Raw genomic sequence first — 25,397 nt, 5'->3', positions numbered from 1 at the left:
TTCTATGAACAAGGGAGACGATTCAATTGGAGATTCAAAAATTGCCGTTGCTACTGTCTAAGCTTCTGTTGTCTATGCTTCTGCTATTCACGATGATGCCGATCATGGCTAACGCTGATGAAAATCCCTTTTTTTTATTAAGCAGCTCCATCGGCAATGCAAAAGTTGGCGATGAAGTGGTAGTCACTGTTGAAGGCCATAGCGCGAAGAACGTTTTTGGATATGAACTTCGTCTATCCTACGACCCTAATGTATTGAAATTCCGTCAAGCATCTACAACTTGGGAAGGCTTCACAGTCCCATCGATTGTTGAGAACGGGAAAATTATATTCGCACATACGAAGGTTGGCAATGCCATGGGCGAAAGCGGCGATGTACACTTTGCCTCGTTGCGATTCGAAGCTATAAGTGAAGGCGATGCTACCATTCAATTAACTCGCGTCAAGCTGGTTGACGGCGGTGGTAGCAGTGCAACTTCAGAACCAGGTCAATCGTTGAAGGTCGTCATTTCGGGTAACTATCTTGACACAAAAGGCCATTGGGCAGAGGAAAACATTGTAAGAGCGACGGCAATGGGGTGGATTAAAGGATATCCAAATGGCACATTCGCTCCAAACAAGGAGGTTACTCGGGCTGAATTCACCACAATGCTTTCAAGAGCGCTGGCTCTGTCTTCTCCATCTGTCCAAGCACAGACATTTAAAGATTATGAGCAAATTCCACAGTTTGCAAAATCCCATGTATCGCAAGCGGTTGCTGCTGGATTGGTGAAAGGGTATGATGACGCCATGTTCAGACCATCCCAATGGATTAACCGCTCTGAGATGACGGTCATGCTCATGCGTGTAATTGGGTACGAAGACAAGATGAAGAATTTGAGTCCTGCGCTCGCCTATGATGATGCGGACCAAGTTCCAGATTGGGCTTACCCAGCCATTGCAACAGCTACGGACATGGACATAGTCAAGGGAAGAGGCAAGAATAAGTTTGCTCCAGACGGTTACTCAACCAGAGCCGAAGCCGTTACCTTGATTATGAGATTAGTAGACCATATTGCCTCAATGTCTAAAGTCAACTGATATTGATTGTTTCACGCATTAGCCTGTCAATAACAATGATACTTAGCAGGGTTAGTCTTGTTACAGACAGGCTATACTCATGGGGAGTTTACTGCTGATAGGAGATTCTAGGACACTACAGACGTGAACAAACAGCTACTCTATCCATTTATTGAATATTGTGAATGCGACATACAAACGTATCTATCACGATGCGTTATGTAGCTATCTGGAGCTATGAATTGAGATACGAAAATAAATTTACGAAGGAGACATTCGATGTCTGTAAGTACGACTGTCATTTTACGACTAGAAATGGATAAAAATGCAGCGACATTTGGAGAAATTGTTAATGCGATTAGTCAAGCAAGTGGAGATGTAGTTGCAATAGATGTAATTTCATCAGGCAAGCATATGACGACTCGTGACATTACGGTCAATGTATCTGATAGTTCTTATCAGCATGTAGTTGATTCGGTTAAAAGCTTATCCCATGTTCGATTAATTAATGTGTCTGACAGTATTTTTCTTGCTCATCTCGGTGGGAAAATCAGTGTGGAGCCCAAAGCACGTATTAAAAATAGAAGTGATTTATCTAAAGTATATACGCCCGGTGTCGCAAGAGTGTGTAAAGCGATAGAAGAAAATCCGAAGAAAGCTTTCTCATTAACGATTAAACGTAATACTGTTGCTGTTGTAACGGATGGTACTGCTGTACTTGGGCTTGGTAATATTGGTCCTCTTGCAGCGATTCCTGTTATGGAAGGTAAGGCGATGCTGTTTAAACAGCTAGCGGGAGTTGACGCATTTCCTATCTGCTTAGATACACAGGATACTGAGCAATTGATTCAAGCGATTAAGCAATTAGCTCCCATTTTTGGTGGAATTAATTTGGAAGACATAAGCGCGCCGCGCTGTTTTGAAATAGAAAAGAGATTGTCTGCAGAGCTAGATATTCCTGTATTTCACGATGATCAGCACGGAACAGCCGTTGTTGTACTCGCAGGCTTAATTAATGCTCTAAAAGTAGTAGGTAAATCAATCACGGATATTAAAATTGTTGTGAATGGAATTGGCTCTGCTGGCTCTGCTTGCTGCAAAATGCTGTTGGCAGCAGGTGTACAGCATCTAGTCGCAGTAGATCGGTATGGTGCACTAAATCCGCAAGAATCCTATGACAATCCAATGTGGCAGTGGTTATCGGAGCAGCAACAATTACATTACGTGGCGGGTGGTTTGTTGGAAGCGATAGACAATGCTGATGTATTTATCGGCGTTTCTCAGCCTGGTGTTTTAACAGTAGAGCATATAGAAAAAATGGCTACTGAAGCGATCGTATTTGCCATGGCCAATCCAGAGCCAGAGATTGAGCCAGACATTGCCGAACCACTAGTGCGCGTTATTGCAACAGGGCGCAGCGATTATCCGAATCAGATTAACAATGTGCTTTGTTTTCCCGGCATATTTCGCGGTGCCCTTGATTGTAGAGCAGCGACTATTAATGAAGAAATGAAATTAGCCGCTGCCGTTGCTATCGCCTCAGTTGTAACAGACGATGAACGGAGTGAGCAGTACATTATCCCAAGTATATTCAACGAGAGCGTTGTTGACAAAGTGCGCGATGCAGTAATCAAGGCTGCAATTGAAACGAAAGTCGCCCGCCGTATTCCTCTTGAGTACCGGCTTGATCGATCAGAGCAGAAAAAAGGGTGAATTACAAAAAGCAGTTGGAGGAAAACGATTGATTTTTCTCCAACTGCTTCGTGTGTGTGTAACAGCACATTCGATTAAGGAGCGAAAGTCTATATATCTGGCTGTTGAAAAATGATGGAATTTCTATAATGAAGGTTCTAACGGACTGCGTGGGCGCTAAAGTAGCTCATTTGACACATTTGAGATTTTAATGGACTTTTGTCCTTGCATAGTTCCTCCACTACGATAAGATTCGTCCGATCACTGGTGAAAACCGTGTATCCGTATTGGTGATCGATGATTCCATGTTTGAACGGAATCGCAGCAAGGCCTAAACACCTTTCTCGATTTAAGGATCATGCAACGGGCTGCTACTTCGAAGGGTTTCGAATGCTCACGCTTGATTGGTCGGATAGTGGGCCTGCCCTGATGTGTCATCGGAATGTGTGATTAAAGCTTAAGCGTATAGCTTGGGCTTTTTTTGTTGTTTTAGAAGCAGGAACCATCAGCCAAAACCAACACAAACGCCAATAGCATTTTTGAAAACAGTCATGATTTGTGGAATATTGTGGTTTTCAAATCAGTAAAACATGTAAAATTAACATAAAATCCACGAGTAGTTAACTCTCAGCTGACATTTCGGTATTAAGATTGTAATTAATCCACAATAAACAATAATAATCCACAAAAAAGTGATGCAAATATTTTGAATGTGAGGTTTGCATATGTCTCTGTCGTTCGAGAAAAGAAAGAAGAGAATTTTAGAGGCGTTAAGAAGGGACGGCCGGGTTGAAGTTCCGGTTCTGGCTGATCAGCTGCAAGTATCTGCTGAGACGATTCGCAGAGATTTGGAGCGTCTCGATCGGGAAGGCAATTTGAAAAAGGTGCACGGAGGAGCAGTCAAGCTTGAATCGGATTCACAGGAGCTTCCTTACGAAATTAAGACAAGGCTTAATGCGGAGGAAAAGGCAGCAATCGGAAAACAAGCAGCAGCTTTAATCAATGATGGAGATACAGTCATGCTTGGCAATGGCACAACCACCATTGAAATTATTCGCAACCTGGGAGAAAGTAGGGACGTGACGATCATTACCCATTCGACGCCGACACTGCTGCTGGCTCTTGAGAGCTTTCCGGGAAGAATCATTTTCATTGGCGGTGAAGTTAACAAGCGACAAAAATCAGTAGAAGGTCCGTTGGCTGATTTGGTGCTCAATCAATTACGAGTGAACAAAGCGTTTATCTCAGCTGGAGGGGTTTCTTTAGTAGATGGAATTACCGACTATGAGTTGTCCGAGGCCAAAATTTCAAGAATGATGATGGATAGAGCTGATGAAGCGTTCATCCTGGCGGATTCCTCGAAGCTAGGAAGAACGACCTTTGCTAATGTATGTCCCTTGGATGATGTCTATATGTTTATTACAGACAAGCACTGCAGTCCGGAATGGAAGCAATATTTGTCGGATAGAGATATACGGGTTTTCATAGCTGAGGCAGAGTAGCGAATAGAAGAAGTTTTGTTTGAAGAAGGGGCTACACAGAATAGACAGCTTAGATGAGCAGGAGGAACTAGAATTTGAAGCGGATTGCTATAGATATGGATGAGGTTATTGCCAATACATCAATCTCACTTCTGAAATTATTTAATCAACTATATGATCAGGATGTTACTGAAGATGAGCTTAAAAGTAAAAACTTGATTCAAGTCAGACCGCATTTTCGAAAAGAAATCGAGAGCTTTTATACTTCTGAAACGTTTTTCAGAGGGCTAGATGTCATTTCGGATAGTCAGACGGTAATCCTTGAGCTCCAGGAGCAATATGAGATTTTCATTGCAACAGCAGCGATGGAGGTGCCGGCTTCCTTTAAGGCAAAGTACGAATGGCTTAAGGAGCATTTTCCTAGCATTCCAGATAGTCATATCGTATTTTGCGGAGATAAAAGCATCATTCACGCTGATTACTTAATTGATGACAATGTGAATCAGCTTCAGTTATTCAGAGGGAAAGGGATATTGTATAGTGCCCCTCATAATCGATTTGCAACAGGCTTTACGAGAGTAAACAATTGGCTGGATGTAAGGGCGTTATTCATGAACAAAGCAGTGGAGGTTATGTAAATGAAACATGAACGAGCATATGATGCAATGGCATTAAAGCATCCTTTCACACCTCTCGCTCATTGGAGGTTTTCACTAGAAAGCGTGCTAGGCGGATCTGTTAAAGAGAAGGACCTCGTTATACGGGATGAAAGCGGGAATGGCAATAGCATTAAACTAGCAATTGCAACGACAACAAATACTGAGCCGGTAGAAGCAGTCAATAGTATGACGTGGGAACATAGCGGGGCTGATACCTTCCTGCACTTCCATAACGATGTAAACGATAAAGGAAATGGTTACTATTTTCGCACAGAAGAGCATGCGCCATTAAATAATGAGATTTTTGATGAAGGCTTTACATTTGAAGCGATTATTCGCCTGCCAGCTCCATTTGATGAGAAGATTCACAGCTGGATGGGAGTTGTAACACGACAAGGGCAAGGTGCAGAGCTTGACCGAAGCGGCGAAGCTGAGGTGCTGGCGACCATGTCTGTGTCCAACTGCAAGGAGATCCAATGGGTCAGCCACCCAATGAATATGAGAACCTCTACTACAAGCTGGTCACGTTACTTGGATGAGGGCAAATGGCATCATATTGCCATTGTTAATGATACTAAAAGAACCTTGATATATGTAAATGGCATCTGTGATTATAACAGTCCTGTTGAGCCTATTGTCGGTATAGCAGCTATAGAAGGAAACGGATGGAATATCGGAGCTTCCGAATGGGCTGGTCGAGTCGACTCCTTATTCAGCGGAGTTATTCAGGAAATCAGAATTTCAGGTCAGGCGCTTCATCCGAAAGATTTGCTTTCTTTTACTGCAGAAGAGGAGCTTCTTAAAGGCAGCTATACTGGAGAACCGCAGCTTACAGGAGACAATAACTATCACTTCGTGTTTGTACCTGATCCACAAATGCAATCGTACTTGAATCCAGAAATGCTCGATGCGCAGACAGAGTGGATTGCGAAGCAGCAGCATCATTTGCAAATTGAGATGACCGCCTTTGTTGGTGATTTTGTTCATAATAATGACTCTACCGTTGAATGGAATAGGGCATCGTCAGCGGTGTTAAAGCTGGATGAGAGTCATTCTGCCTATATGGCAACTGCCGGCAACCATGATTACGATGATACTCATGCGTATCTTCGATTTTTCGGACCGGAGCGCTTTGCTAGCAAAGCTTATTATAAAGGCTTCTCACCTTCACGTTATAGCTCATATGCGATTAAAAATGCAGGCAGTTACTGCTACTTGTGGCTATTGGTCGATATGAAAAATCTGCATGAGGACGCAGCTTGGTGCAAGGAAATATTAAATAAGTATGCTAATTATCCAACTATTCTAGTATCTCACGACCTGATCTATATGCTTCCTGATGGTGAAACAAACGTACCGCATCAATCAGAGAATGGTGCATTCATATGGGAACAGCTTATTTTCCCGTATGAACAAGTGTTTATGACTGTTAATGGACATTTTAATGGCAACGTGCATCAAGTTCGCTCCAACAAAAATAGACAGGAAGTAATTCAAATGCTGGTGAATTATCAGGATCGTTACCGAGGCGGAAACGGCTGGCTTCGATTAGTGGAGATGGACGAGCAAAACAATGCTATAAAATGCCGAAGCTTTTCTCCTTGGGTTGCCAAGCTCTCTGAGGATACAGTGCTGCAATATCCTGATTATCTTTTTTTAACTGGGCGCTATGACGAGTTTGAGTTGGAATTTAATTTTGCTGCAAGATTTGCTTTTGCAGAGCAAAACAAAGGAAATTGTTAACGAGCTTGATTATGAAAAAAGAGCTTATGCTATGAAGCTGGGGAAATACACACTTGTAACCGCACATACAGGTTTTGGTCATGCACCAGACAATACTTGGAACTCCTTCATGGAAGCTATTCAGCATCAAGCAGATATCGCAGAGGTCGATGTACGAGTGATGGGCAAGGGAGAACTGATACTGCTGCAGGGAGCACGAGCTTTTAGGTTCTGTTTATATAGAAAATAAGACAGAGCAGTTGCAGAGATGTCTGCAGCTAGGAGCAGACAGCATTACAACGATGTAGGTGGAGAAGCTGAAGGCTTTGATTAATGAAGAAGCTTCTTAGAAGAAAGGAGTACGAACAGCATGAGCTCGAAAGTATCGGTAGCTGCTGGAGGAGATAAGAGACATATCGAACCAACCGCAGGAAATAGAACGTTGAAGCGAATAGGTAGGCATTATCAACTCTATTTGATGCTGCTGCCATGTATTGTATTCTTTATTATTTTCTCATATTGGCCTATGACTGGTCTTGTACTGGCATTTAAGGATTATCAATTCAACAAAGGGATTTTAGGCAGTCCATGGATTGGCTTAAGATATTTTGAAATGTTTTTCATGGACCCGCAGAGCTGGAAAATTATAAAAAATACACTGGTCATTAGTGCCATGAAAGTATTTCTGGCCATGCCATTTCCAATTATTCTTGCCCTAATGTTTGCTGAAATAAAGCGTAAAAAAATACAAGGATTATTTCAAGGTATTGCATACTTACCGCATTTTCTATCTTGGGTCATAGTCATTGGACTTACCGAGCGCATGCTTGCGCCGGATACAGGACTAGTCAATCAAGTTATTTCATGGTTTGGCGGAGATGGAAGCACGTTCTTCTTAATGAAGGAAAGTGCGTTTTATCCGATTATGTTCTGGAGCCATATATGGAAGGAGATCGGCTGGAGCTCCATAATTTATTTTGCTGCCATAGTGGGCATTAACCTTTCGTTATATGAGGCTGCGAAAATAGATGGTGCCAGCAGATTGCGTCAGATATGGCATGTTACACTCCCAGGCATACGCTCAACGATTCTTATCGTTTTTATATTATCCCTTGGCAATATTCTATCAGCAGGCTTTGATCAGATTTACATGCTGAAAACGCCAGGCAATATGAATATATCCGAAATACTGGACACCTACATTATTTATATGGGCCTTGAAAGTGGACAGTTTGGCTTTGGAACAGCACTTGGTTTGATGCAAAGTATTATCGGCTTGATTCTTGTACTAGCTGTTAATAAAGCATCTCGCAAATGGTTTGAAACTTCGTTGTGGTGATATGGCGCAAGCCTTCACAAATAGAAAAAGATAGTCAGGGAGAGGGAGAATTCAGCAATGAAGAACAAAAGCTGGTCGAAATCGCTTTTACTAATGTTGGCAGCAATGATTGTATTGACGGCATGTACAGGGAAGTCTTCTTCTGATTCAACAAGCAATTCAGGCAACAGCGGTACTCCATTGGACAAGCCGGCAACCTGGATTGCGGATCGCAAAGTTAAAGGTTTGGTTTTCATGGGTAGTGATGTCGATGAGGCAATGAATCCTGAAATTCAGGCGAAGCTCAAGGCAATGACAGGTATTGAACTAACTCTACAAGCGATTGGACATGACGATTCTACAAAGGCGTTAGCTGCTGGTCTGGTTGCAGGAGATTTGCCTGACTTTATCGGCTACTATTTGAACCACAGCGGCCGTCCAGAGATGGAGATCATCAATAAAGCTGCGCGCGAGGATATGTTCCATGATCTTGCTCCTTATTTGAAAAACACGAAGATATACAGCAAATATTTTGAAAAAGGATATTTGCCAATGGATACGGAGTATGGCGTAATGTTTCGTCCAGAGTATAATGGCTCAGCTTATTCCGTGCACATTAATATTCCCCGTGAAGGTGGCTACAGTGTTCGAAAGTATATTTCTGGCCCGTACATCCGTAAAGATATTGCAGATGCGCTTGGTGTAGATCCGCGCACGATTACGACTTCGTCGCAGCTGTATGAGCTTGCAAAGAAAATTAAAGAGGGACACTTCAAAGATAATAACGGAAAAGAAGTCTCTCCAATCGGTCCAATTATATGGGGCGGCGGCGATCGTGCAAGCCTATATAACGATTTAGTATGGACAGGCTATAACGGTGAAGGCTTCAAGCATGATGCAGCAACAGGGAAAATTATGCATGAAAGCCAAACGGACTATGGCTTGAAGCGTGTGGAATTTGTTCAGAAGCTGCTTAAAGAAGGACTTATGCAGCTAGAGTACTACACCATGGAAGAAACACGTGCCAAAGAGGGTATGTTGAACAATTCCTTTGCCATTATAGGCGAGATGCATAACTATGTGGATGAAAATAAGGATGGTCGTTATATTCCAGTAGGTCCACTAAACTCGGTGGATGGTCCTTATAAAATGGAATTGCTTTTCAAAAGCGGATATGGTGGATGGTCGGTTCCAAAAACAACTAAAAACCCAGAGGATATTGTAAAGCTTGCTGATTTCCTTGCCACTCGAGAAGGTAAGCTGCTTTGGATGTATGGTATTGAAGGACGCGACTACGACTTGGATGACAAAGGAAACCCAGTACCGAAAAAAGAAGTGATGGATTTGCTTGAGAAAGATCCAGCAAAGGCAAAGAAGCTGGGCTTTGGTGGAGTAGGCAATGACTGGGGCTGGTACCTAGGCGGCACTGACAAAAACGATTTGGTTGATTTCGGTGAAGCTACTTATGGTTCTTCATTAGCACCTGATAAAGATAAAGTAGCTTTATCCATTGCTGATTATTGGGGTTATGACGAAAAGAATAAAAATGCGGATGTGAAGGACGGTTATGCTGCCCTTGCCTTTATTGGAGAATTTGGCAAAGGATTGCAGCTAACGATGGCGCTAGATAAGTACAAAGAAAGCATGATCCGCGCATACTATGCGAAGGACATGGATGAAGCGAAAACGATTCTTGATGCAGCAGCGAAGCAGCTTCAAGCTGCTGGCCTAGAGGAATATATCAAGCTACTAGAAGCGAAAGATAAAAACCCACAAACCAAATTGCAATTCTAATCGTTCACAGGTAATTATTACATGTAGTCATACCTCGCAGAAGCCTTCTCCTATTTAGGCAGAGGGCTTCTGTCACATGAAACGGGGAGAAGCGTCACATGAAGAAAATAGCTACGTCTTCCACAATACTCGACAAGTTAATTAGCTTTATAAATTTTACGATTCTTGTCTTGCTAAGCTTAAGTATTCTCTTACCGATCTTAAATGTACTGGCTCTAGCGTTTAATGAAGGGTCGAATGCTGCAAAGGGCGGTATTTATTTTTGGCCGAGGGCATTTACGTTTGGAAACTTCACGGAAGTGTTCAAGCAATCCAACATTATTAATGGATTTTTTGTTTCGATGTTTCGAACGGTAGTAGGGACGGTTTTAAGCGTAGTACTGACAGCGATGGCTGCTTATGCTTTGAAAAGCCGTTCACTGCCTGGTCATAAGCAGATTACTTTTATTATTTTCTTTACGATGCTGTTTAGTGGCGGCATGATTCCATACTATCTTGTGCTCAAAAATCTATCGCTGACAAACAGCATTTGGGTTTATGTGCTTCCAGCCTTGTACAGTGTATGGAACATGATGATTATGCGGTCCTTCTTTGAACAAATACCGGCTGGTCTAGAGGAAGCTGCAAAGATAGATGGCTGCGGGGATTTTGCGATTTTCATGCGTATGGTTGTACCGGTAAGCAAGCCTGTATTTGCAGCTATTGCTCTCTTTAATGCAGTAGGACATTGGAATGACTGGTTTACTGGCGCATTTTACGTAAGGGACGAATCCTTAAAGCCGTTGTCTACTGTTTTGCAGGAGATGCTGACGAAGCAAAAGGCACTGGCAGATACGTTAACAAGTGTAACGAACGCTATTCAGTTGGAAATGGCAGCGAAAATTACAGTGACAGGAACTTCTTTGAAAATGGCGACGATTATTATTGTTATCACACCGATTATAATCGTGTATCCGCTGCTGCAAAAATATTTTGCACAAGGCGTTATGATTGGTTCTATTAAGGAATAACAAGCGCAGCTAACTTGATTCAACATAGAGCACCATAGAGATAGAAGGAGAGAAACAGGATGAAGCTTGTTAGTCCTTATCGACAAAGCGGAGTATGGCTAAAAGGAAGTCTTCATAACCATACAACAATCAGTGAGTGTCATCATCCCCTTACAACAGTGTACCGGATGTACAGTGTTTATGATATGCTTGCGATTTCGGATCATAATTTAGTTACACCTCATGCGGAAGAAAGCAATATACCAACCTTGTTTGAGGCTGTTGAGGTTAGCAGTCCTGAATGCCATATGCTTCTTGTTCATTTACCGGAGCACTTAATGGATCATTTCAGTTATGACTTCAGCGTGGAGCATTATGACCATTTATCGGCAGCGTGTATAGCGCACGGGGGATTTTCTGTCCTAGTTCACTCTAACCGAGTTTACTCGCAAGATTGGAAGCTTGAGTACATGCTTGCGATGAAATCCTACACAGGCATTGAGGTTATTAACGGTGATGGGTCCCCTCAATATGATATTGCCTTTGAAAGATGGGATGCGGTATTACCACATGGCTGCAGGGTATTGGGCTTTGGAAAATTTGTGACGCTAATTGGTAAACATGGAGAAGTACTGTACGAACAAGCGGGTCGCTTTAACGAGCTTACCTACACATGCCGTGGCAATGAGGGATATGTCCGAATAGCTGCATATTTGGAGGGCGGCTTTGGTGCTTTTAGTCAGCCGATATTCATAGAGCAGGGAGCTGATGAAGTTGTCTTCTAAGCGTTCAGCAGCTTTGAATACCCCTGGATTGTTTACGCTGACCTGGCCTATCTTTATTGAGTTATTGTTTGGTATGCTGCTAGGTGCAGTTGATACTATGATGTTAAGCGGGTATTCGGATGAAGCGGTAGCTGCAGTTGGAATAGCCAATCAAGTACTTACTGTAGCGGGAATGATATTTGGATTTATTACAATTGGTACTGCGGTAATGTTGAATCAATGGCTTGGCGCAGGGCAGTTTGGAGGAGTGGAGCGAATAAGTTCTACATCATTGACGCTGAACCTAATGCTGGGTCTTATTATTAGTGCGGCTTTATTCTTTTTTCCTGAAGCGTTTATTTCACTATTTCACTTATCCGATGAGGTTAGTAGAATTGGAGAGGCATACTTGTCTATAGTAGGCGGTTCGATGTTTATGATTGCATTAACGATGACATTAGGGACTATGCTGCGCTGCCGAGGTATTGTAAAGGAAATGATGGTGCTGTCTCTCGTGATCAATGTAATTAATATTTTAGGCAATTATTTGGTATTAATGGAGCCATTCGGCTTGCCAGTGCTTGGTGTAGAAGGAGTCGCGGCTGTAACCTGGGTATGCAGAATTATATCGTTGCTTGGCTTTCTAGTGCTTTGCTATCGCAAGCTTGAGCATCCTATTCGTTTGATTAGTCCTAGGCGAATCCAAGGAGGAGACCTGCGCTATCTATTTAAGCTTGGTTTGCCATCTGCTGGAGAGCCGGTTTCTTATAATTTATCGCAAAGCATCATTACTTATTTTATTACGCTGCTGGGAGCGGCTGCACTTACAACAAAAATATATACGCAAAATATGACCTCTTTTATATTTATTATTTCGATGGCAGTAGGATCAGGAACACAAATTATTGTAGGGCATTTGATTGGAGCCGATAAAAAGGAGGACGCGTATCGTTCAGGAGTGTACAGCTTAAAGGTCGGGCTTCTGCTAACAGGTAGCGTAAGCGTCATTTTATACTTCATTTCAGAGCCACTACTTCGACTGTTCACCTCAGATACGGATATTATCCAACTTGGCACCGAGCTTTTCCTGCTATCCATATGGCTAGAGCCTGCAAGGGCATGTAATATGGTGCTTATTAGCTCACTCAATTCAGCAGGAGATGTGCGCTTTCCAGTTATCATTGGAATTATATCCATGTGGGGAATAAGTGTGCCACTAGCATATGTTATGGGAATTACATTAAATATGGGCTTAGCGGGAATTTGGATTGCTTTTGCAATTGATGAATGGGTTAGAGCAGGCTTAATGTTCTATAGATGGAGAAGAAGGGCATGGAAGAAGGTAGTTCTCGTTACTTCAAGTAGCGTGTCCATGTAGCTGGCGGCATGAGTTAAAAAGGAGGTATACAGCTTGAATAATGAACTGAAATTTCGACCGGACGGGACATTTAAAATCGTACAGCTGACCGATTTGCATATTGGAGATGAACATGCAAAAGAGCGTGGAGATGATGATAGGACAGTACAGCTTATCGAACAAATTCTAACCGCAGAACAGCCGGATCTTGTCGTGCTGACAGGTGATCTGCATGGGAGCCATGGTGTAACAGATCCGCTGCTTTCGTGCCGCAAGGCGATTGGGCCGGTTGTCCGTTCGGGGATTCCTTGGGCTGCTGTATTCGGCAATCATGATGCTGAAGAAGCTGTGACGAGGGAACAACTTCTAGCTGTTCAGCAAGAATACGCCGGTTGCTTGACGATGGCGGGACTTTCCGGTATTCATGGAGTTGGCAATTATACGCTGCCTGTGAAGCGTTCAGACGGAAGTGACGATGGTTGTATGCTGTACTTTATTGATTCAGGCTCGTATGCGCCTGAGCGAATTGGTGGATATGAATGGATTCATCATGATCAGATTCAATGGTATATGGAGCAATCCCGCCAGTATACCAAGCATAATGGAACCCCTCTATCTGCACTCGCATTTTTCCATATTCCGTTCCCTGAGTACGAATTCGCATGGACAGGTGAGCAAGTTACCGGAATAAAGGGAGAAGATGTTGAATGTCCAAAAATCAATAGCGGATTGTTCAGTGCGATGGTTGAATTGGGGGATGTGATGGGAACCTTTGTCGGCCATGATCATGATAATGACTACTGTGGAACATGGCATGGGATTCGCATGTGCTATGGCCGAGCGACCGGGTATAACACTTATGGCAATCTAAAAAGAGGGGCGAGAGTCATTAGCCTTCATGAAGGCAAGCGTTCATTTGACACTTGGATCAGACAAGACGACGGGGAGGTAGTGTGATGAATATTGATTTTGGATCGAACATCCTATCAGAAACCATCATTATTCCGGTATTCGAGGATCGGCTAGATGCACTTCCAGACGTTTTGCAAAGCTTCCGGGCATTGAAGCTAGTGTCCAGTATTGGCACAAGGCATGCTGTGAACTGGTTTTACGGCCGAAATGATGAACATGATTTCCTGATCGTTGGACTTGGCAAGACGGATGGTTTCAATGAGGCTATCATTCGAGAGGCAGCAGGGAATGCGGGCCGTTCCATATGGCAGGAGCGTCGTCAGTCGGCGGTCGTTTCTTTCGAAGCGTTGATTAGAGGAGATTTGGTCAAACAGCTTGATACGGATCTCATTTCCGGATGGGTTGAAGGGTGGAAGCTCGGCACCTATTCCTTTACGAAGTATAAGTCCAAGCCAGGGGAGAAGATGGCGACGCATTTATATTTGAATGTTCATGAGACAGAGGATAACCACCAGGCGATTCAACTTGGAAATATACGCGCCGAGAGTGTTATCTGGGCACGCGAGCTGACCAATGAACCGCCAAATGGGCTTCGCCCCCGGATGTTGGCGGAGAGAGTCGCAGAGCGATTTGCTGAAACACAAGTTCAAATTAAGCTCTACGAGGGAGCGGGACTAGATGAGCAGCAATTCGCAGGTCTGACAGCAGTAGGCAGAGGCAGCAGCCATTCACCTGTATTTATCGAGCTTCGGTACTGTACGGATGCTTCACTTCCGCTTACGGCATTAATTGGCAAAGGTATAACGTTTGATACAGGCGGAATTAGCTTGAAACGGGATTACGACTTGAGTGAAATGCGGATGGATATGGCAGGTGCTGCGGCTGTGCTTGGGGCTTTGGACATTATCGTTAATAGCGGTACTGCAGCGAATGTAGCGGTATTGATTCCTGTAGCCGAGAATTGTCCATTTTACGACGCTCTTCTGCCTGGAGAGACAATTCGTTATGCGAACGGACTTACTGTCCAAGTTTGCAATACGGATGCAGAGGGCCGACTTATTCTCGCAGACGCTCTGATTCATGCGCACACGATCGGTGCAAGCGAAGCGATTAATGTGGCGACATTAACTAACTCAGTAGCTCATGCGTTTGGTTCCAAAATCGTGGCTGCTTTTGGAGATGATGCAATAACCGCTGCGCTTAAGGCGTCCGGAGCTCCTTTTGGTGAGAAGCTATGGCAGATGCCTTTAGAGCTCGAATATGAATCCTATTTGGACAGTGATTACGCCGACATCAGCCACATCAGTAATGTACCTGGAGCTAGAGTCATTACTCCAGCACTGTTCTTGCATAAATTCGTGGATGCTTCGCTCAAATGGGTGCATATCGATATGAATGGTGCTAAGTCAGCTTCTTCGGCGAAGGGTGAGCATGCCGTCGGGGCTACGGGATTCGGAGTTCGGATGCTGGCAGCATATTTGATGGATCGGGCGGTTTTGAGGATGGAGGAGACAAACAAGTGAAGGTAGATTTTCATTTCCATCTTGAAGAAGGACCTTATTCCTTCAAATGGCTGCAGAGAACGGCATCCGCCATTGCAAATCTCGCTGGCAGTGAAGAACGAAAGCATTCATTGTCCTGGATGACCACACAGATTGAACGCTTGCAGAAGAGATTATCGGAAGGCAGCTTCTCCGAGCATTGGATCGAAACCTATATGACTGCGGGACAGCTGCGAGGAATCGAGAGGTTTGGCATTGTCGATCATCTATATCGCTTTGATGAGTTTCGCAACTATTATGAACGGTATATGACACTCGATAATAGCGATCTGGGCCGCTTGCAGCATAATTGGCTGGAACAGGTGCGGATTGGTTCCATTGATGAGTATTTGTCAGTGGTACAAAAAACGCAGAAGAAGGGCTACCCGATCTCGCTAGGGGTGGAGGCGGACTTTTTCCCGGGCGGGGAAGTTGAGCTGAAGAAGCTGCTTGACCAATATGAGCTGGACTATGTGATCGGAAGTGTGCATTTTATCGACGGATGGGGGTTTGACAACCCTGAGCTGCAACATTTGTTCGAGAAAAGAAACTTGCTCGACTTGTACGCTCAAGGCTTCGAGCATGTGAAGCAGGCAGCTCGTTCAGGTATCTTCGATATTATTGCCCATCTCGATAATTTGAAAGTATTCAATTATAGACCGAAAGAGGCGGATATGCTGGAACTGTACGATGATGTGGCCAAGACGCTTAAAGAGGCAGATGTTGCTTCCGAGATTAATACTGGCTTGGCCTACCGTTATCCTGTAAAGGAGATGTGCCCGAATCCAACATTCTTGAATAGGCTCTACGCGCATGGCGTTCCCATCACACTTGGTTCCGATTCGCATTTTCCCGACGATATTGGAACGATGCTGGAGGAAGCTGAACAGTTGGCTCGTGACACAGGATATACGGAAATTGTCTATTTCGAGAACCGCAAGCGAATCCATACCGCGTTGTAATAACAGGTAGATGAAAGAATCCATAAAGTAATATTTTAAAAATGGTCACTAACAAAAAGGGCAACCAGAGATTAATTCTGGTTGCCCTTTTGTAGAGGATGTTAATTTAATGGCAGATTTACTGGCTAAAAAATAAAGATAGTCAGTGATAAAAATTCTGAAAGGTTGAGGATTCGTTTCAACGCTCCACTAGCGATTGATACTACCTTTTATGCAGGCGGTATATTGTTTTTATCGGATGTTCGTTGATTTAGTTCAGAAATTGGCTCACACGAAGTTTTATCTTATAGAACATTTCGAAAAAGCCTTTGTTGACCATACCGGCTTAAGCCATAACCAGTGTCCTTCTATTGGATTGAAATTCGGACTGTAAGGTAATAGTGAAACCAATTTCGGGTAGCGGATACTCATTTAAAAATGTCTGTAATGCAGTGATGAATACGGCTGTTAATTATGTAAGTAACGAGAAGGTCCAGAGGAAATCGGATAAAGCCAGGAACATAGGCTTTTTCTTCTTCGTGTTTTCTGAGTCAGTCTGATATATGTTTTACGTAGTGTGACAGTATGTAAATAGGAAGAATGCACGGATGCTTGATCTGCTAGGGAATGAATGATTTCGCCTTTCTCCTTGGAACACTTAAGCAAGGTCAACTGGCCATTTGGTTGACCTTGCTTCCGTTAATCACTGCCTGCACTATTTGACGTAACGGCGGAAATTCTTTGTAAGGCGTACGAGCCTGCAGTGCGACATATACCGGTGGGTGCTTTTTCTCTGCGTATGACTTTGCCAGTTTTTGCGGCGGATGCAGACATAATGCCGTTTGGAGACGGAATAGATGCGGAAGCCTCGTCGTATGCACCTAGAGAGCCATCTAGCATCCGTGCCAGCTTTTCGGTTAGCGGGGAATTTGACCCGGCGCCATACAGATTTGCGGAATACAAAAGTGCCGCCTTTGACGTTGCGTTTATACTTCCACTCGCTGCCGCGCCGGAACACCATGAGGGCACGTTTCGCTTCGAAATAGAGATAGGCGGTGTGTTTACCGACGATAGATGCTCTGCCGTGTTTAATTGCGCGAGCTGCCTCCCGAAGAAATTTAGGTCCGTAGTAATCGTCGTCGTCGAACTTGGCGATGAGGCCGTTGTCCGCCTTTTTAATGGCAAAGTTCAAGCATTTACCTAACCGGTATTTTTGGGGTAATTGGTAAACTGTGACTTCGCCTTCCGGATATTGGCTGACTCGCTCCTTGTAGACCTCGATGTCCATTTTGTCATTGTTCAATACGATTATCATCTTCTTGTTCTTCCAAAGCTGGCGATCATAATTTTCAAACACGTTGTCGATGCAGGAGGACCTCATCGTGCATGCGATTACGGTAATCATTTAACCCTCATCTCCATTCGAAGGACGTTGAAGCTTTGCTTTACGCCGATTCCATAACGCGTTTTTCTTTATTTTATATAACTTCTTATTGATCACATTCCGATAAAGCCGCAAGAATGCGTCCGTCATGTTATGCTCGGAGTACCGGGTTCTGGCGTACCTTCTTAACGCGCGGGCGCTGGGAAGCCGCTTGCGGTTGCGAACCTTCGATGCCATTCCGGTAGTCGTGTTGCATATGAGCCGCGGCACGCCGCGAAGCACTTCGGGAACGGCACCACGGCGGAAACCGAGCACGGGCGTACCGCTCGCCATTGCTTCGACGAGGACGAGCCCAAACGGCTCATCCCATGTAGAGGTGAACAGGACGCAGTGCGCGTTGGCCAGCAGTCTGCGTTTACGGTCGCCACCGACAGGGCCGATATAGCGGATCTTTTTACCTAAATGAGGCTTGATCTTGGCCCGGTAGTATTTCTTGTCATTTAGCGTGCCGGCGATGATAAGCTTTCGCCGTGTCTTCTTGGCTACTTTAATGGCTAGGTGAACGCCTTTCTCTTTAATTAGCCTTCCGAGGAAGAGCAGGTACTTTTTCTTTTTTTTTCGGAAGGTATAGTCATTCATACTCATGCCGTTGTAAATGGCGTAACCATTTCCTTTACCGTACTTACTCAAAATGAATTTGCTGACGTAGACCCGGATCTGAACGCTCGACTTAATTGCTTTGGAATGGGATTGGCAGATGGTTGGAATCGGAGGGTTTGCTTTCGCGACGATCCCGTAATGATCATGGATGATGTCGATGTTCTTTGGCATATTCTTGATAATGAAATCCAACTGCTTAGTTTGATCGTTCGATTCGTATTCAAACGTTTGGGTCGCGTTCGATGTCGAGCCCTTTTTGGCGAACAGAAACACCTCATGTCCCCGTTTGACTAGCTCCTCAGTCAAATAATGTACGTCACGCTGCGTACCTCCGTAATTCTTAGGTGGGACAGGAATTGTATTCGTTGAGATTTGTACTATCCTCAAGTGCACCTCAGCTCCTTGCGTCGATGTATACAACAGGCATTCACAATAGGATATGAGCGGATTTCCCTAGGGGCACGGCTCTAATGGCTTTTACAGCGTATTGCAAGCGAAAGAAAGATGGAATCATCTCGGGACCTTCTTATAAGCATAAATATTTGAAATCTATGTTTGATTTTCTGGGAATTAAGGATTATAAGATTGTAAGAACTCTGGGGACAGAGATTAGAAATTCAGAAGTGGTGTTGCAATAGCCAAACAGTAACGTGGAGGAATGAAGGTACGAAAAGAGCACAGACGAGGTATACGAGAATTAATTACGAGACCTTTCATGCTTATTACCCGAATTTTTGGATAGGTTGTAATGAACAAACAACTCGATTCGTTAATCTTTATTTTGAACCTAGACACAATATTTCACCAAGTAAGCAGAGCTACCTCTATGTAAGCTCTTTTATTGTATTTCACAATTCAAATTGTACTTTTAATTTATAAAAGTACATGGTCGAATTGCTCTCGCGATTGGCAAGCTTGATCATCACACATCGGATTTACTTTTCGGTAACAAGACGTCCGGTTTCCAGGGGCGATATTATAGAATCCTAGTTCGCAAAAAGATACAACCTGATATGCGGCTCCAAGCGACTGATATTTCCCAGATACCATTCCCTTATTTATACATATTACTAGCCGTACCGATGTTTCCCTGATATGTATTCTTTACGCTAAGGTTGGATGAACAAATCCTGCATAGATATTCAGTCGCTACATATACCCGCATCTTCTGCTTTTGTGATGCACTACCTTCTTCTCAAGCCTGCGCTTGGGTAAACGAATCGCTTGAGATGGACGTATCGGACGTCGATTAGGACGCCCCGCCCTTGGTGACGTAGTATTATACGAATTGAACGATTTCTTCCATGGGGCGTCTCGTTTTGGGACGTTTTGGTTCTTTGGACCGATAGCCGAATGCCGTCATTACGCTCAATCCGAATTCGTCGTTTCCAAGTAAACCTTTGTTATCGAGCAGTTCATTGACGGCATCCATATCGAAGCCTTCAATCGGACATGAATCGATGCCGATGTGCGCCGCCGCCGTCATCATATTTCCCATCGCCAAGTACGTTGACTTTGAAGACCAGTCCAGTAGTTCGCGCTCAGAATTCAGATGAAGATCTTCGTAGAATTGCGCATAAGCTTGCTCCATGCTTTTATAAACTTCTATAGGCATACCTTTCACTTGGGTTAGCTGTTCCAAGATGTATGAAGAATCATGAGTGAGCCCTTTTCTGGCCAAAATGATAACGAAGTGGCTCGATGTAGGCAGCGACCGCGCCGCCCCGGTTACGTGAGGAGCGAGTTCCTTTCTGAATTCTGGACTCTGTACGATCAAGAATTTCCACGGCTCATTGCCCCCCGAGCTCGGAGAAAGGCGACCGGCCTCGAGAATGAATCGAAAGTTCTCATCGGATATTTTCTTCGTTGGATCAAATTCTTTGGTTGCATGCCTGAAATAAAACGTGGACAACAAATCGGTTTTTTTTTCCTCGATATTCATTGATTTAAATTCACCTCTTGAGTTAATTATTAGATATTACTCCTTGAGTTAATTACAAAATTAGATCTGCTGAATCAGGGGAGTCTTGATTATCCCACCCGCAGTACTGTTCTATGCGTCGAAATTGACGAAAGTAATTCAGATAGGAACATTCATCCAGTACAGCCGCGTCAAACATGGTTATTTTTGTTTTATGGACATAACTTCTTGTATATTACAGCGTTTTGGAGAGTGACATTTCATTTTATCCATTTGGTCGTAACTTTCCGGTTACGGGATCTCTAATAGGATCCCTGTTCGCAAGAGGATTATCCATACGGAAGACCATCATCTCCGTGCGATGAGCCCAATATGGGTCAAGACCTCTTCTCATTTATGATGGGCATTGAAGCTTAAATTGCCTTGGAACCAACTATAGAGGTATAAATTACCGAAATAGAGGCTTTCATCAAGAAATTTGGAGATGCGGTAAGACGAGCCAATGAAGCAGTTTTCGACGGAGTCAAAATTCATGGCGCGAACGGATTCCTGGTTCAGCAATTTAACCCCATGTTGGTTCTCAGTTCTGAGTGTGCATAGCCGTAGGAATCTGGATCAAACGGATGGGAAACGGCACATGAGTACAGCATAGGGCTTTTTCAAATTTACGATTTGGGGGCTTGACCTTCTAACCCTTACAAAATGAATTTATCTAGGGATAGCAAATATATCTCATAAGCTCAGCCGTTATAGCTATCCAAATTAATTTAATCTGTTGGCTTTTACCTAACAAAATTAAAGGAAATTGATATTCATCGTGATTCCTTTACCATCAATTTACTTACCACTGCCTTAATAAAATGCGCGCATAATAAAAGAATCGGTAGAATTACTCCTGCAGTAAAAGAATAAAAAGGATAAATTGTCAATAGCCACATACTCTCATAAGCAGTATCGGGGAAAATAACTGTGCTTAATACTACCGCTATTATTGCAATCGGCAAACTAATTGAAGTGAATTTCGACAATTTAAATAAATCGGAAAACCCTTTAATTGTGGCATAAAAGTATAGTGCTAATTTGTAATAAATAGTTACAAACCAAATTACGGCGAAAATCAATTCGATTCTTGTAATAAAGTCTTCAACGTTTACTTTTTTAGCGATTGAATAACTTGGATAGGTTTCGAACTGCATATTAGGTCCCAGCACTAAGATACATGTTAATGTAGTTAAAAATATGAACAAACCTCCAATTAGACTTCCGAGTTGAAATGACTTAAAATTGGGTCTCAACGTATTGGGAAGTATCATTAGAAAGCATACTAAAGGGCCTCCTGATATTGAAAAATAGACAAAGGATGCATGAATAATATTTTTGATGGGAGTTTCTAATACTGGTTTAATGTTTGTTAGCTCCATTTGAGGGACTAGCAATGCCAGCAGTAAGATAAAAAGAAGTGTGACAAGCATAAAAAAGATTTCAGCAGCTCTTCCTAGCGTTACTAATCCAAGGCGTACCCCAAATACCATAATTACGGCCATTGTGATAGAAAAGGCGACTAGTGGTGTTTCCGGCATAATTTCAATGTTAATAAATTGTCCTGAAAGAAAAAGTAACACTGTAACTCCGTAAAGCAAATAAAATAACATAAACACGGATACCAGGCCACCGAACCATTTTCCTAGTAACTTTTCACTAATCTCCACCCAAGTGAGATCAGGATAAAATTGAGACAGCTTAAGTAACAACATGTTTATTAACAGGGAAGCGCCAATACCAATAATGATCGCTAACCACGAATCATGGTATGCAGTTCGATATAACAGCTCCGGGAGTAAAAGGATAGAATTCCCGACTGTAAATAATGAGATAAGTAGCATAAATTGAAATTGATTGATTTTATTCACTAGATCACTCACTTTCTCCTAAATTATCTGACCCCAAAAATGTCATTAAGCGGTTTATACAAATGAAGAATCCAATCTAATGGGTTCGGAGTCTCTATACTTGTTTGTCTGATCACACATAATAAAAAAGCAAAAAGCATTAGAGTTATGAAGGCAATAGCCTCAGCTTTACGTTTCTCAGAAATGAGCACAGGGAGTTCGTAAAAAACGAGTGCAAAGAAAAGTATTACAATAAAAGTAATTCTCATTCAGCTGACTCCTCTTTCTGTTCTAGTTTATTAATAACAGAGTTTCTATCACTTCCCGTATTCACAATTTTACCATCGACGCTTACTTCAACTTGTAACGTTTCGAAGACTCGATTCCAATGATCTTTAACGGAAATCCAGTACGTGGGGACGGATTGGTGAAATTTATGACCGAATCTGAAAATATCTGTACGGTACTTTTTTTGCACTTCATCAATCGTATCTACAATAATTTCTTTTAGCTTTTTTTCAGCCTCACCCTCAATTTGCTTTAGTTGAGTTTCTTGATTAAGGTTCATTGGGCATTGAACTTCGGAAACATTTGCAAAGAAATTTACTTGTATATGAATAATAGGTCGCTTGTTTTTTACAAATGCACGAACATGAGTATTAGATTTCATAATATCAATACCAATAAGTCTATCGCTATTGAGACATGGAAGATGCCCACTGGTTTTTTGTATGTTATTCATAATATAGTTATAAGCTTTACTTTGATCTTCATTAAGCCACCCCACCAGACGATCTTTTTTGAATACAGCTAGATTCCTTAATTGAATAGCTGCTGCACCCTCCATTCGCTCAACATTTGATTTTGACCCAGCGGAGGATGCATCATTTCCTATTACCGTCACTCCTGTTAAAACAGCTTCACTCCCCTGATTCGTCATACCTAAAATCAACTTATCTAAATACACGCCAGTAGTCGGACCCCACTCTTTTTCTGAATTTTGTAAAGTCCGATATAATCTTTGAGAAGGAACTTTCTCAATCCTTGGTATAACACTGAGAACTTGTTGTGCTGAAACGTCCTTGGCGATGACAATATAAAAGTCTGGTCTGATTTGATTATTTCGACTGAAAAAGTCCAAAATATCCCTAATGCCGCTCTTGGCAAGCTCCTCACTAATAATGACTGTGCGTAAATGCGCTAAATAGATTCTCCTGGATGTGGTTGTAGTAATTCTTTTTATCGCTTCTTGTAAGGTAGCGCCAGATGCTTCCACTGTAGTAGCTGGAAGATGAAAGTCTGATTTTTTTGCTACTAAAGCATCCGGAACGACGACTTGAGCGCTCACGTAATATCTCCCGTTTAATTTGTCGATCGCCAGACCTAATGTAATATTTAATTCATTCAATTCATGCCTGCTCCAGCACCCAGTTATATAAAGAAGCATTGCAAAAGAAATGATTATTTTTGAATATTTCATCATGAAGGCGACTCTTTTCTATGTTTTATGTATTCTTCCTCGGTATTTATTTTTTTCTCAGTTATGTATTGTCTTCTATAGGAATCTGGTTTGTAATGCATTCGCCACCAGGGCATCCTTATTAAATTGTCCTTTTGACTTTTTAACTTAAATGGAGCAAAAGGACTCATATATGGGATACCAAAGGATTCCAAATGGCATAGATGAAGGATAGTTACAATAATCATGGCCATTACTCCAAAAAAGCCGAATACAGCCGCAGCTCCCATAAAGATAAACCGCAAAATTCGAATCGGAATACCAATTTCAACGCTTGGCAATGTAAAACCAGAAATGGCTGTAAGGGCTACTACAATAACCATACCAGTCGAAACTAAACCGGCTTCTACAGCAGATTGCCCAAGGATCAGCGCACCCACAATTGAAATCGGACTGCCTATGGCCTTAGGCATTCTTATACTTGCTTCTCGCAATAATTCAAATACAGTTTCCAAAAATAAGGCTTCAATATAAGCTGGAAATGGTGTACTTTCTCTCTGTGACGCCAGATTGATTAGAAGCGGTGTAGGTAACATTTCTTGATGGTACGTTACTAAAGATATAAAGATTGAAGGAGATAATAATGTTATGAAAAACGCAAAAAAACGGAGTAATCTTGTAAAGCCATAGTCTTTATGATAGTAATCTTCTGCAGACTGAATGAATGTTGTGAAGAGTGCTGGTGCAAGTAAGACGAACGGCGTGCCGTCAACGATGATACTCACTCTACCTTCTAGAAGAGCAGCAGCTACTACATCTGGCCTTTCTGTATTGTAAACTGTTGGAAATAAAGTGTTGTTATTATCTTGAATTAACTCTTCAATATAATTACCTTCAAATACACCCTCGATCTTAATTGAATCTAAACGTTTGAGAATACTGTGAATGATTTTTTCATCAGCAATGCCTTTTATAAACATGACTTCAATCTTTGTCTTCGAAATATCTCCTATAAATTTACTCTCACACCACAAATTTTGATTTTTTATTTTTTTTCGTATAAGTGATAGATTCGTCTCTGAAGATTCCGTGAAAGCTTCCTGAGGTCCCCTGATTACATTCTGTGAAACAGGTACCGTGACATTTCTTTTTTCTATCTTAGCTGTATCAATGGCTAAACCTTCTGCCATTCCATCAAAGTGTAGGAATGTATGACCTGACAAAATTGCATTATGTAATTCCGATAACTCTGAAATAATTATAGGTTCAGATACAACTAATAAATTTTTGCAAATATAACTCAAAGAAGGAATATTTATTTTAGTGTTTTTTTCTGAATATGTTTTTAAAAGTTCAAATATAGATTTCATAATAGAATGAACAAGTTCTTTATTAACAAGATTATTGAGATAAACGATTACAGCTCCCCGATTTATCGGTACTGTAAACTCTCGTATCGTTACATCCGAACTATTCCCGAGATGTGCTTTGATTTGTTGAACATTTGTGGATAAGTCAGCAGTGAGTTTATCATGATTGGTCTCTTCAAAGCTCAACACTCAACTCCCCCTTCACAAAAATCCCTAAAACTTGAGAATAGTATGTGTACTTGGAAAAATATTATACGATGTTGAGACACGAGAGGGAGAAAAATAAGTGTACATAATGAAGCAATAGAAATCGGAACCGATATATGCTTGAGGGTAATGGCATCGCGATCGCGTTCTACCATGGCTTTTCGGGCTTCTAGAGGTTTTTTTAAGAACGGATTTTTCAAGTCCTGAACTCATAGGAATCTGTTCATGTGAAATACCCTTTTAGTGCCTTGTAGGGCGTCTAAAAGGGTAATTTATTAT

Annotated in this window: 20 protein-coding genes and 2 pseudogenes; 16 read left to right on the top strand and 6 right to left on the bottom strand. The window is 42.4% G+C overall.

Annotation, left to right across the window (positions count from 1 at the left end; genetic code table 11):
* The first annotated feature begins 26 nt into the window (after positions 1-26).
* The 14 genes from FHS16_RS29425 to FHS16_RS29360 all read left to right on the top strand — a co-directional run bounded on the left by FHS16_RS29425 (position 27) and on the right by FHS16_RS29360 (position 16,249).
* Positions 27-1,079 (top strand): S-layer homology domain-containing protein, encoded by a 1,053-nt coding sequence (locus FHS16_RS29425; protein WP_246432032.1) that lies wholly within the window; start codon positions 27-29, stop codon positions 1,077-1,079.
* Positions 1,080-1,337: 258 nt separating this feature from the next.
* Positions 1,338-2,771: an NAD-dependent malic enzyme gene (locus FHS16_RS29420; RefSeq protein ID WP_183570968.1), complete on the top strand. Its 1,434-nt coding sequence runs from the start codon at positions 1,338-1,340 to the stop codon at positions 2,769-2,771.
* A 704-nt stretch (positions 2,772-3,475) separates the two neighbouring features.
* Positions 3,476-4,252 carry a DeoR/GlpR family DNA-binding transcription regulator gene (locus FHS16_RS29415; protein ID WP_183570966.1) on the top strand — a complete coding sequence of 259 codons (777 nt, stop codon included), beginning with the start codon at positions 3,476-3,478 and terminating at the stop codon, positions 4,250-4,252.
* 74 nt (positions 4,253-4,326) lie between these two features.
* A complete protein-coding gene (locus tag FHS16_RS29410) occupies positions 4,327-4,869 on the top strand; it encodes a 5' nucleotidase, NT5C type (RefSeq protein ID WP_183570964.1) in 543 nt (180 codons plus the stop codon).
* Positions 4,870-6,633, top strand: coding sequence for a LamG-like jellyroll fold domain-containing protein (locus tag FHS16_RS29405; protein ID WP_246432031.1), 1,764 nt, complete (start codon positions 4,870-4,872; stop codon positions 6,631-6,633).
* Positions 6,587-6,862, top strand: a complete 276-nt coding sequence (locus FHS16_RS29400; RefSeq protein ID WP_183570962.1) for a PI-PLC domain-containing protein — start codon at positions 6,587-6,589, stop codon at positions 6,860-6,862. Before FHS16_RS29405 ends, FHS16_RS29400 begins: the two co-directional genes overlap by 47 nt.
* Positions 6,863-6,982: 120 nt before the next feature.
* Positions 6,983-7,951 carry an ABC transporter permease gene (locus tag FHS16_RS29395; protein WP_183570960.1) on the top strand — a complete coding sequence of 323 codons (969 nt, stop codon included), beginning with the start codon at positions 6,983-6,985 and terminating at the stop codon, positions 7,949-7,951.
* Between the two features lie 57 nt (positions 7,952-8,008).
* Positions 8,009-9,724, top strand: a complete 1,716-nt coding sequence (locus FHS16_RS29390) for an extracellular solute-binding protein (protein ID WP_183570958.1) — start codon at positions 8,009-8,011, stop codon at positions 9,722-9,724.
* A 98-nt stretch (positions 9,725-9,822) separates the two neighbouring features.
* The gene (locus tag FHS16_RS29385; protein WP_183570956.1) at positions 9,823-10,734 is read left to right on the top strand and encodes a carbohydrate ABC transporter permease; all 912 of its coding nucleotides are present in this window, start codon (positions 9,823-9,825) and stop codon (positions 10,732-10,734) included.
* A gap of 59 nt (positions 10,735-10,793) precedes the next feature.
* Positions 10,794-11,498 (top strand): PHP domain-containing protein, encoded by a 705-nt coding sequence (locus FHS16_RS29380; RefSeq protein WP_183570954.1) that lies wholly within the window; start codon positions 10,794-10,796, stop codon positions 11,496-11,498.
* Positions 11,488-12,855, top strand: a complete 1,368-nt coding sequence (locus FHS16_RS29375) for an MATE family efflux transporter (RefSeq protein WP_246432030.1) — start codon at positions 11,488-11,490, stop codon at positions 12,853-12,855. The genes FHS16_RS29380 and FHS16_RS29375 overlap by 11 nt, the downstream gene beginning before the upstream one ends.
* A gap of 33 nt (positions 12,856-12,888) precedes the next feature.
* Positions 12,889-13,791 (top strand): metallophosphoesterase family protein, encoded by a 903-nt coding sequence (locus FHS16_RS29370; protein ID WP_183570949.1) that lies wholly within the window; start codon positions 12,889-12,891, stop codon positions 13,789-13,791.
* The gene (locus FHS16_RS29365; protein WP_183570947.1) at positions 13,791-15,269 is read left to right on the top strand and encodes a leucyl aminopeptidase family protein; all 1,479 of its coding nucleotides are present in this window, start codon (positions 13,791-13,793) and stop codon (positions 15,267-15,269) included. The genes FHS16_RS29370 and FHS16_RS29365 overlap by 1 nt, the downstream gene beginning before the upstream one ends.
* Positions 15,266-16,249 carry a histidinol-phosphatase HisJ family protein gene (locus tag FHS16_RS29360; protein WP_183570945.1) on the top strand — a complete coding sequence of 328 codons (984 nt, stop codon included), beginning with the start codon at positions 15,266-15,268 and terminating at the stop codon, positions 16,247-16,249. The genes FHS16_RS29365 and FHS16_RS29360 overlap by 4 nt, the downstream gene beginning before the upstream one ends.
* Positions 16,250-16,943: 694 nt before the next feature.
* On the opposite strand, the gene FHS16_RS29355 is transcribed toward FHS16_RS29360, so the two are convergent.
* Both FHS16_RS29355 and FHS16_RS29350 read right to left on the bottom strand, forming a co-directional pair.
* Entirely contained in the window at positions 16,944-17,633 is a 690-nt protein-coding gene (locus FHS16_RS29355) for a glycosyltransferase family 2 protein (protein ID WP_183570943.1), read from the bottom strand.
* A complete protein-coding gene (locus tag FHS16_RS29350) occupies positions 17,634-18,659 on the bottom strand; it encodes a glycosyltransferase family 4 protein (protein WP_183570941.1) in 1,026 nt (341 codons plus the stop codon). It lies immediately after the preceding gene.
* Between the two features lie 140 nt (positions 18,660-18,799).
* Between FHS16_RS29350 and FHS16_RS32120 the strand changes: the two are divergent.
* Positions 18,800-18,910, top strand: a pseudogene (locus FHS16_RS32120) (FMN-dependent NADH-azoreductase); the annotation flags it as partial.
* A gap of 641 nt (positions 18,911-19,551) precedes the next feature.
* Here FHS16_RS32120 and FHS16_RS29345 read toward each other — a convergent pair.
* Positions 19,552-20,208: an NAD(P)H-dependent oxidoreductase gene (locus FHS16_RS29345; protein ID WP_376769718.1), complete on the bottom strand. Its 657-nt coding sequence runs from the start codon at positions 20,206-20,208 to the stop codon at positions 19,552-19,554.
* A 438-nt stretch (positions 20,209-20,646) separates the two neighbouring features.
* Here FHS16_RS29345 and FHS16_RS29340 point away from each other — a divergent pair.
* Positions 20,647-20,757, top strand: a pseudogene (locus tag FHS16_RS29340) (oxidoreductase); the annotation flags it as partial.
* Between the two features lie 248 nt (positions 20,758-21,005).
* On the opposite strand, the gene FHS16_RS29335 reads toward FHS16_RS29340, so the two are convergent.
* The 3 genes from FHS16_RS29335 to FHS16_RS29325 all read right to left on the bottom strand — a co-directional run bounded on the left by FHS16_RS29335 (position 21,006) and on the right by FHS16_RS29325 (position 25,097).
* Positions 21,006-22,103, bottom strand: coding sequence for a GerAB/ArcD/ProY family transporter (locus FHS16_RS29335; protein ID WP_183570938.1), 1,098 nt, complete (start codon positions 22,101-22,103; stop codon positions 21,006-21,008).
* A gap of 244 nt (positions 22,104-22,347) precedes the next feature.
* A complete protein-coding gene (locus FHS16_RS29330) occupies positions 22,348-23,565 on the bottom strand; it encodes a Ger(x)C family spore germination protein (RefSeq protein WP_183570936.1) in 1,218 nt (405 codons plus the stop codon).
* Entirely contained in the window at positions 23,562-25,097 is a 1,536-nt protein-coding gene (locus FHS16_RS29325) for a spore germination protein (protein WP_183570934.1), read from the bottom strand. The genes FHS16_RS29330 and FHS16_RS29325 overlap by 4 nt, the downstream gene beginning before the upstream one ends.
* Positions 25,098-25,397: the final 300 nt, after the last annotated feature.

It is taken from the genome of Paenibacillus endophyticus (assembly GCF_014192395.1).
Taxonomy (GTDB): domain Bacteria; phylum Bacillota; class Bacilli; order Paenibacillales; family Paenibacillaceae; genus Pristimantibacillus; species Pristimantibacillus endophyticus.
Note: the sequence above shows the minus strand (reverse complement) of the source record. Positions and strands in the feature narration are given on the sequence as shown.

Coding starts and splice junctions, on each gene's coding strand:
- FHS16_RS29355 (WP_183570943.1), bottom strand. CDS start 17,633: ATGATTACCGTAATCGCATGCACGATGAGGTCCTCCTGCATCGACAAC.
- FHS16_RS29365 (WP_183570947.1), top strand. CDS start 13,791: ATGAATATTGATTTTGGATCGAACATCCTATCAGAAACCATCATTATT.
- FHS16_RS29405 (WP_246432031.1), top strand. CDS start 4,870: ATGAAACATGAACGAGCATATGATGCAATGGCATTAAAGCATCCTTTC.
- FHS16_RS29385 (WP_183570956.1), top strand. CDS start 9,823: ATGAAGAAAATAGCTACGTCTTCCACAATACTCGACAAGTTAATTAGC.
- FHS16_RS29420 (WP_183570968.1), top strand. CDS start 1,338: ATGTCTGTAAGTACGACTGTCATTTTACGACTAGAAATGGATAAAAAT.
- FHS16_RS29395 (WP_183570960.1), top strand. CDS start 6,983: ATGAGCTCGAAAGTATCGGTAGCTGCTGGAGGAGATAAGAGACATATC.
- FHS16_RS29415 (WP_183570966.1), top strand. CDS start 3,476: ATGTCTCTGTCGTTCGAGAAAAGAAAGAAGAGAATTTTAGAGGCGTTA.
- FHS16_RS29390 (WP_183570958.1), top strand. CDS start 8,009: ATGAAGAACAAAAGCTGGTCGAAATCGCTTTTACTAATGTTGGCAGCA.
- FHS16_RS29380 (WP_183570954.1), top strand. CDS start 10,794: ATGAAGCTTGTTAGTCCTTATCGACAAAGCGGAGTATGGCTAAAAGGA.
- FHS16_RS29330 (WP_183570936.1), bottom strand. CDS start 23,565: ATGATGAAATATTCAAAAATAATCATTTCTTTTGCAATGCTTCTTTAT.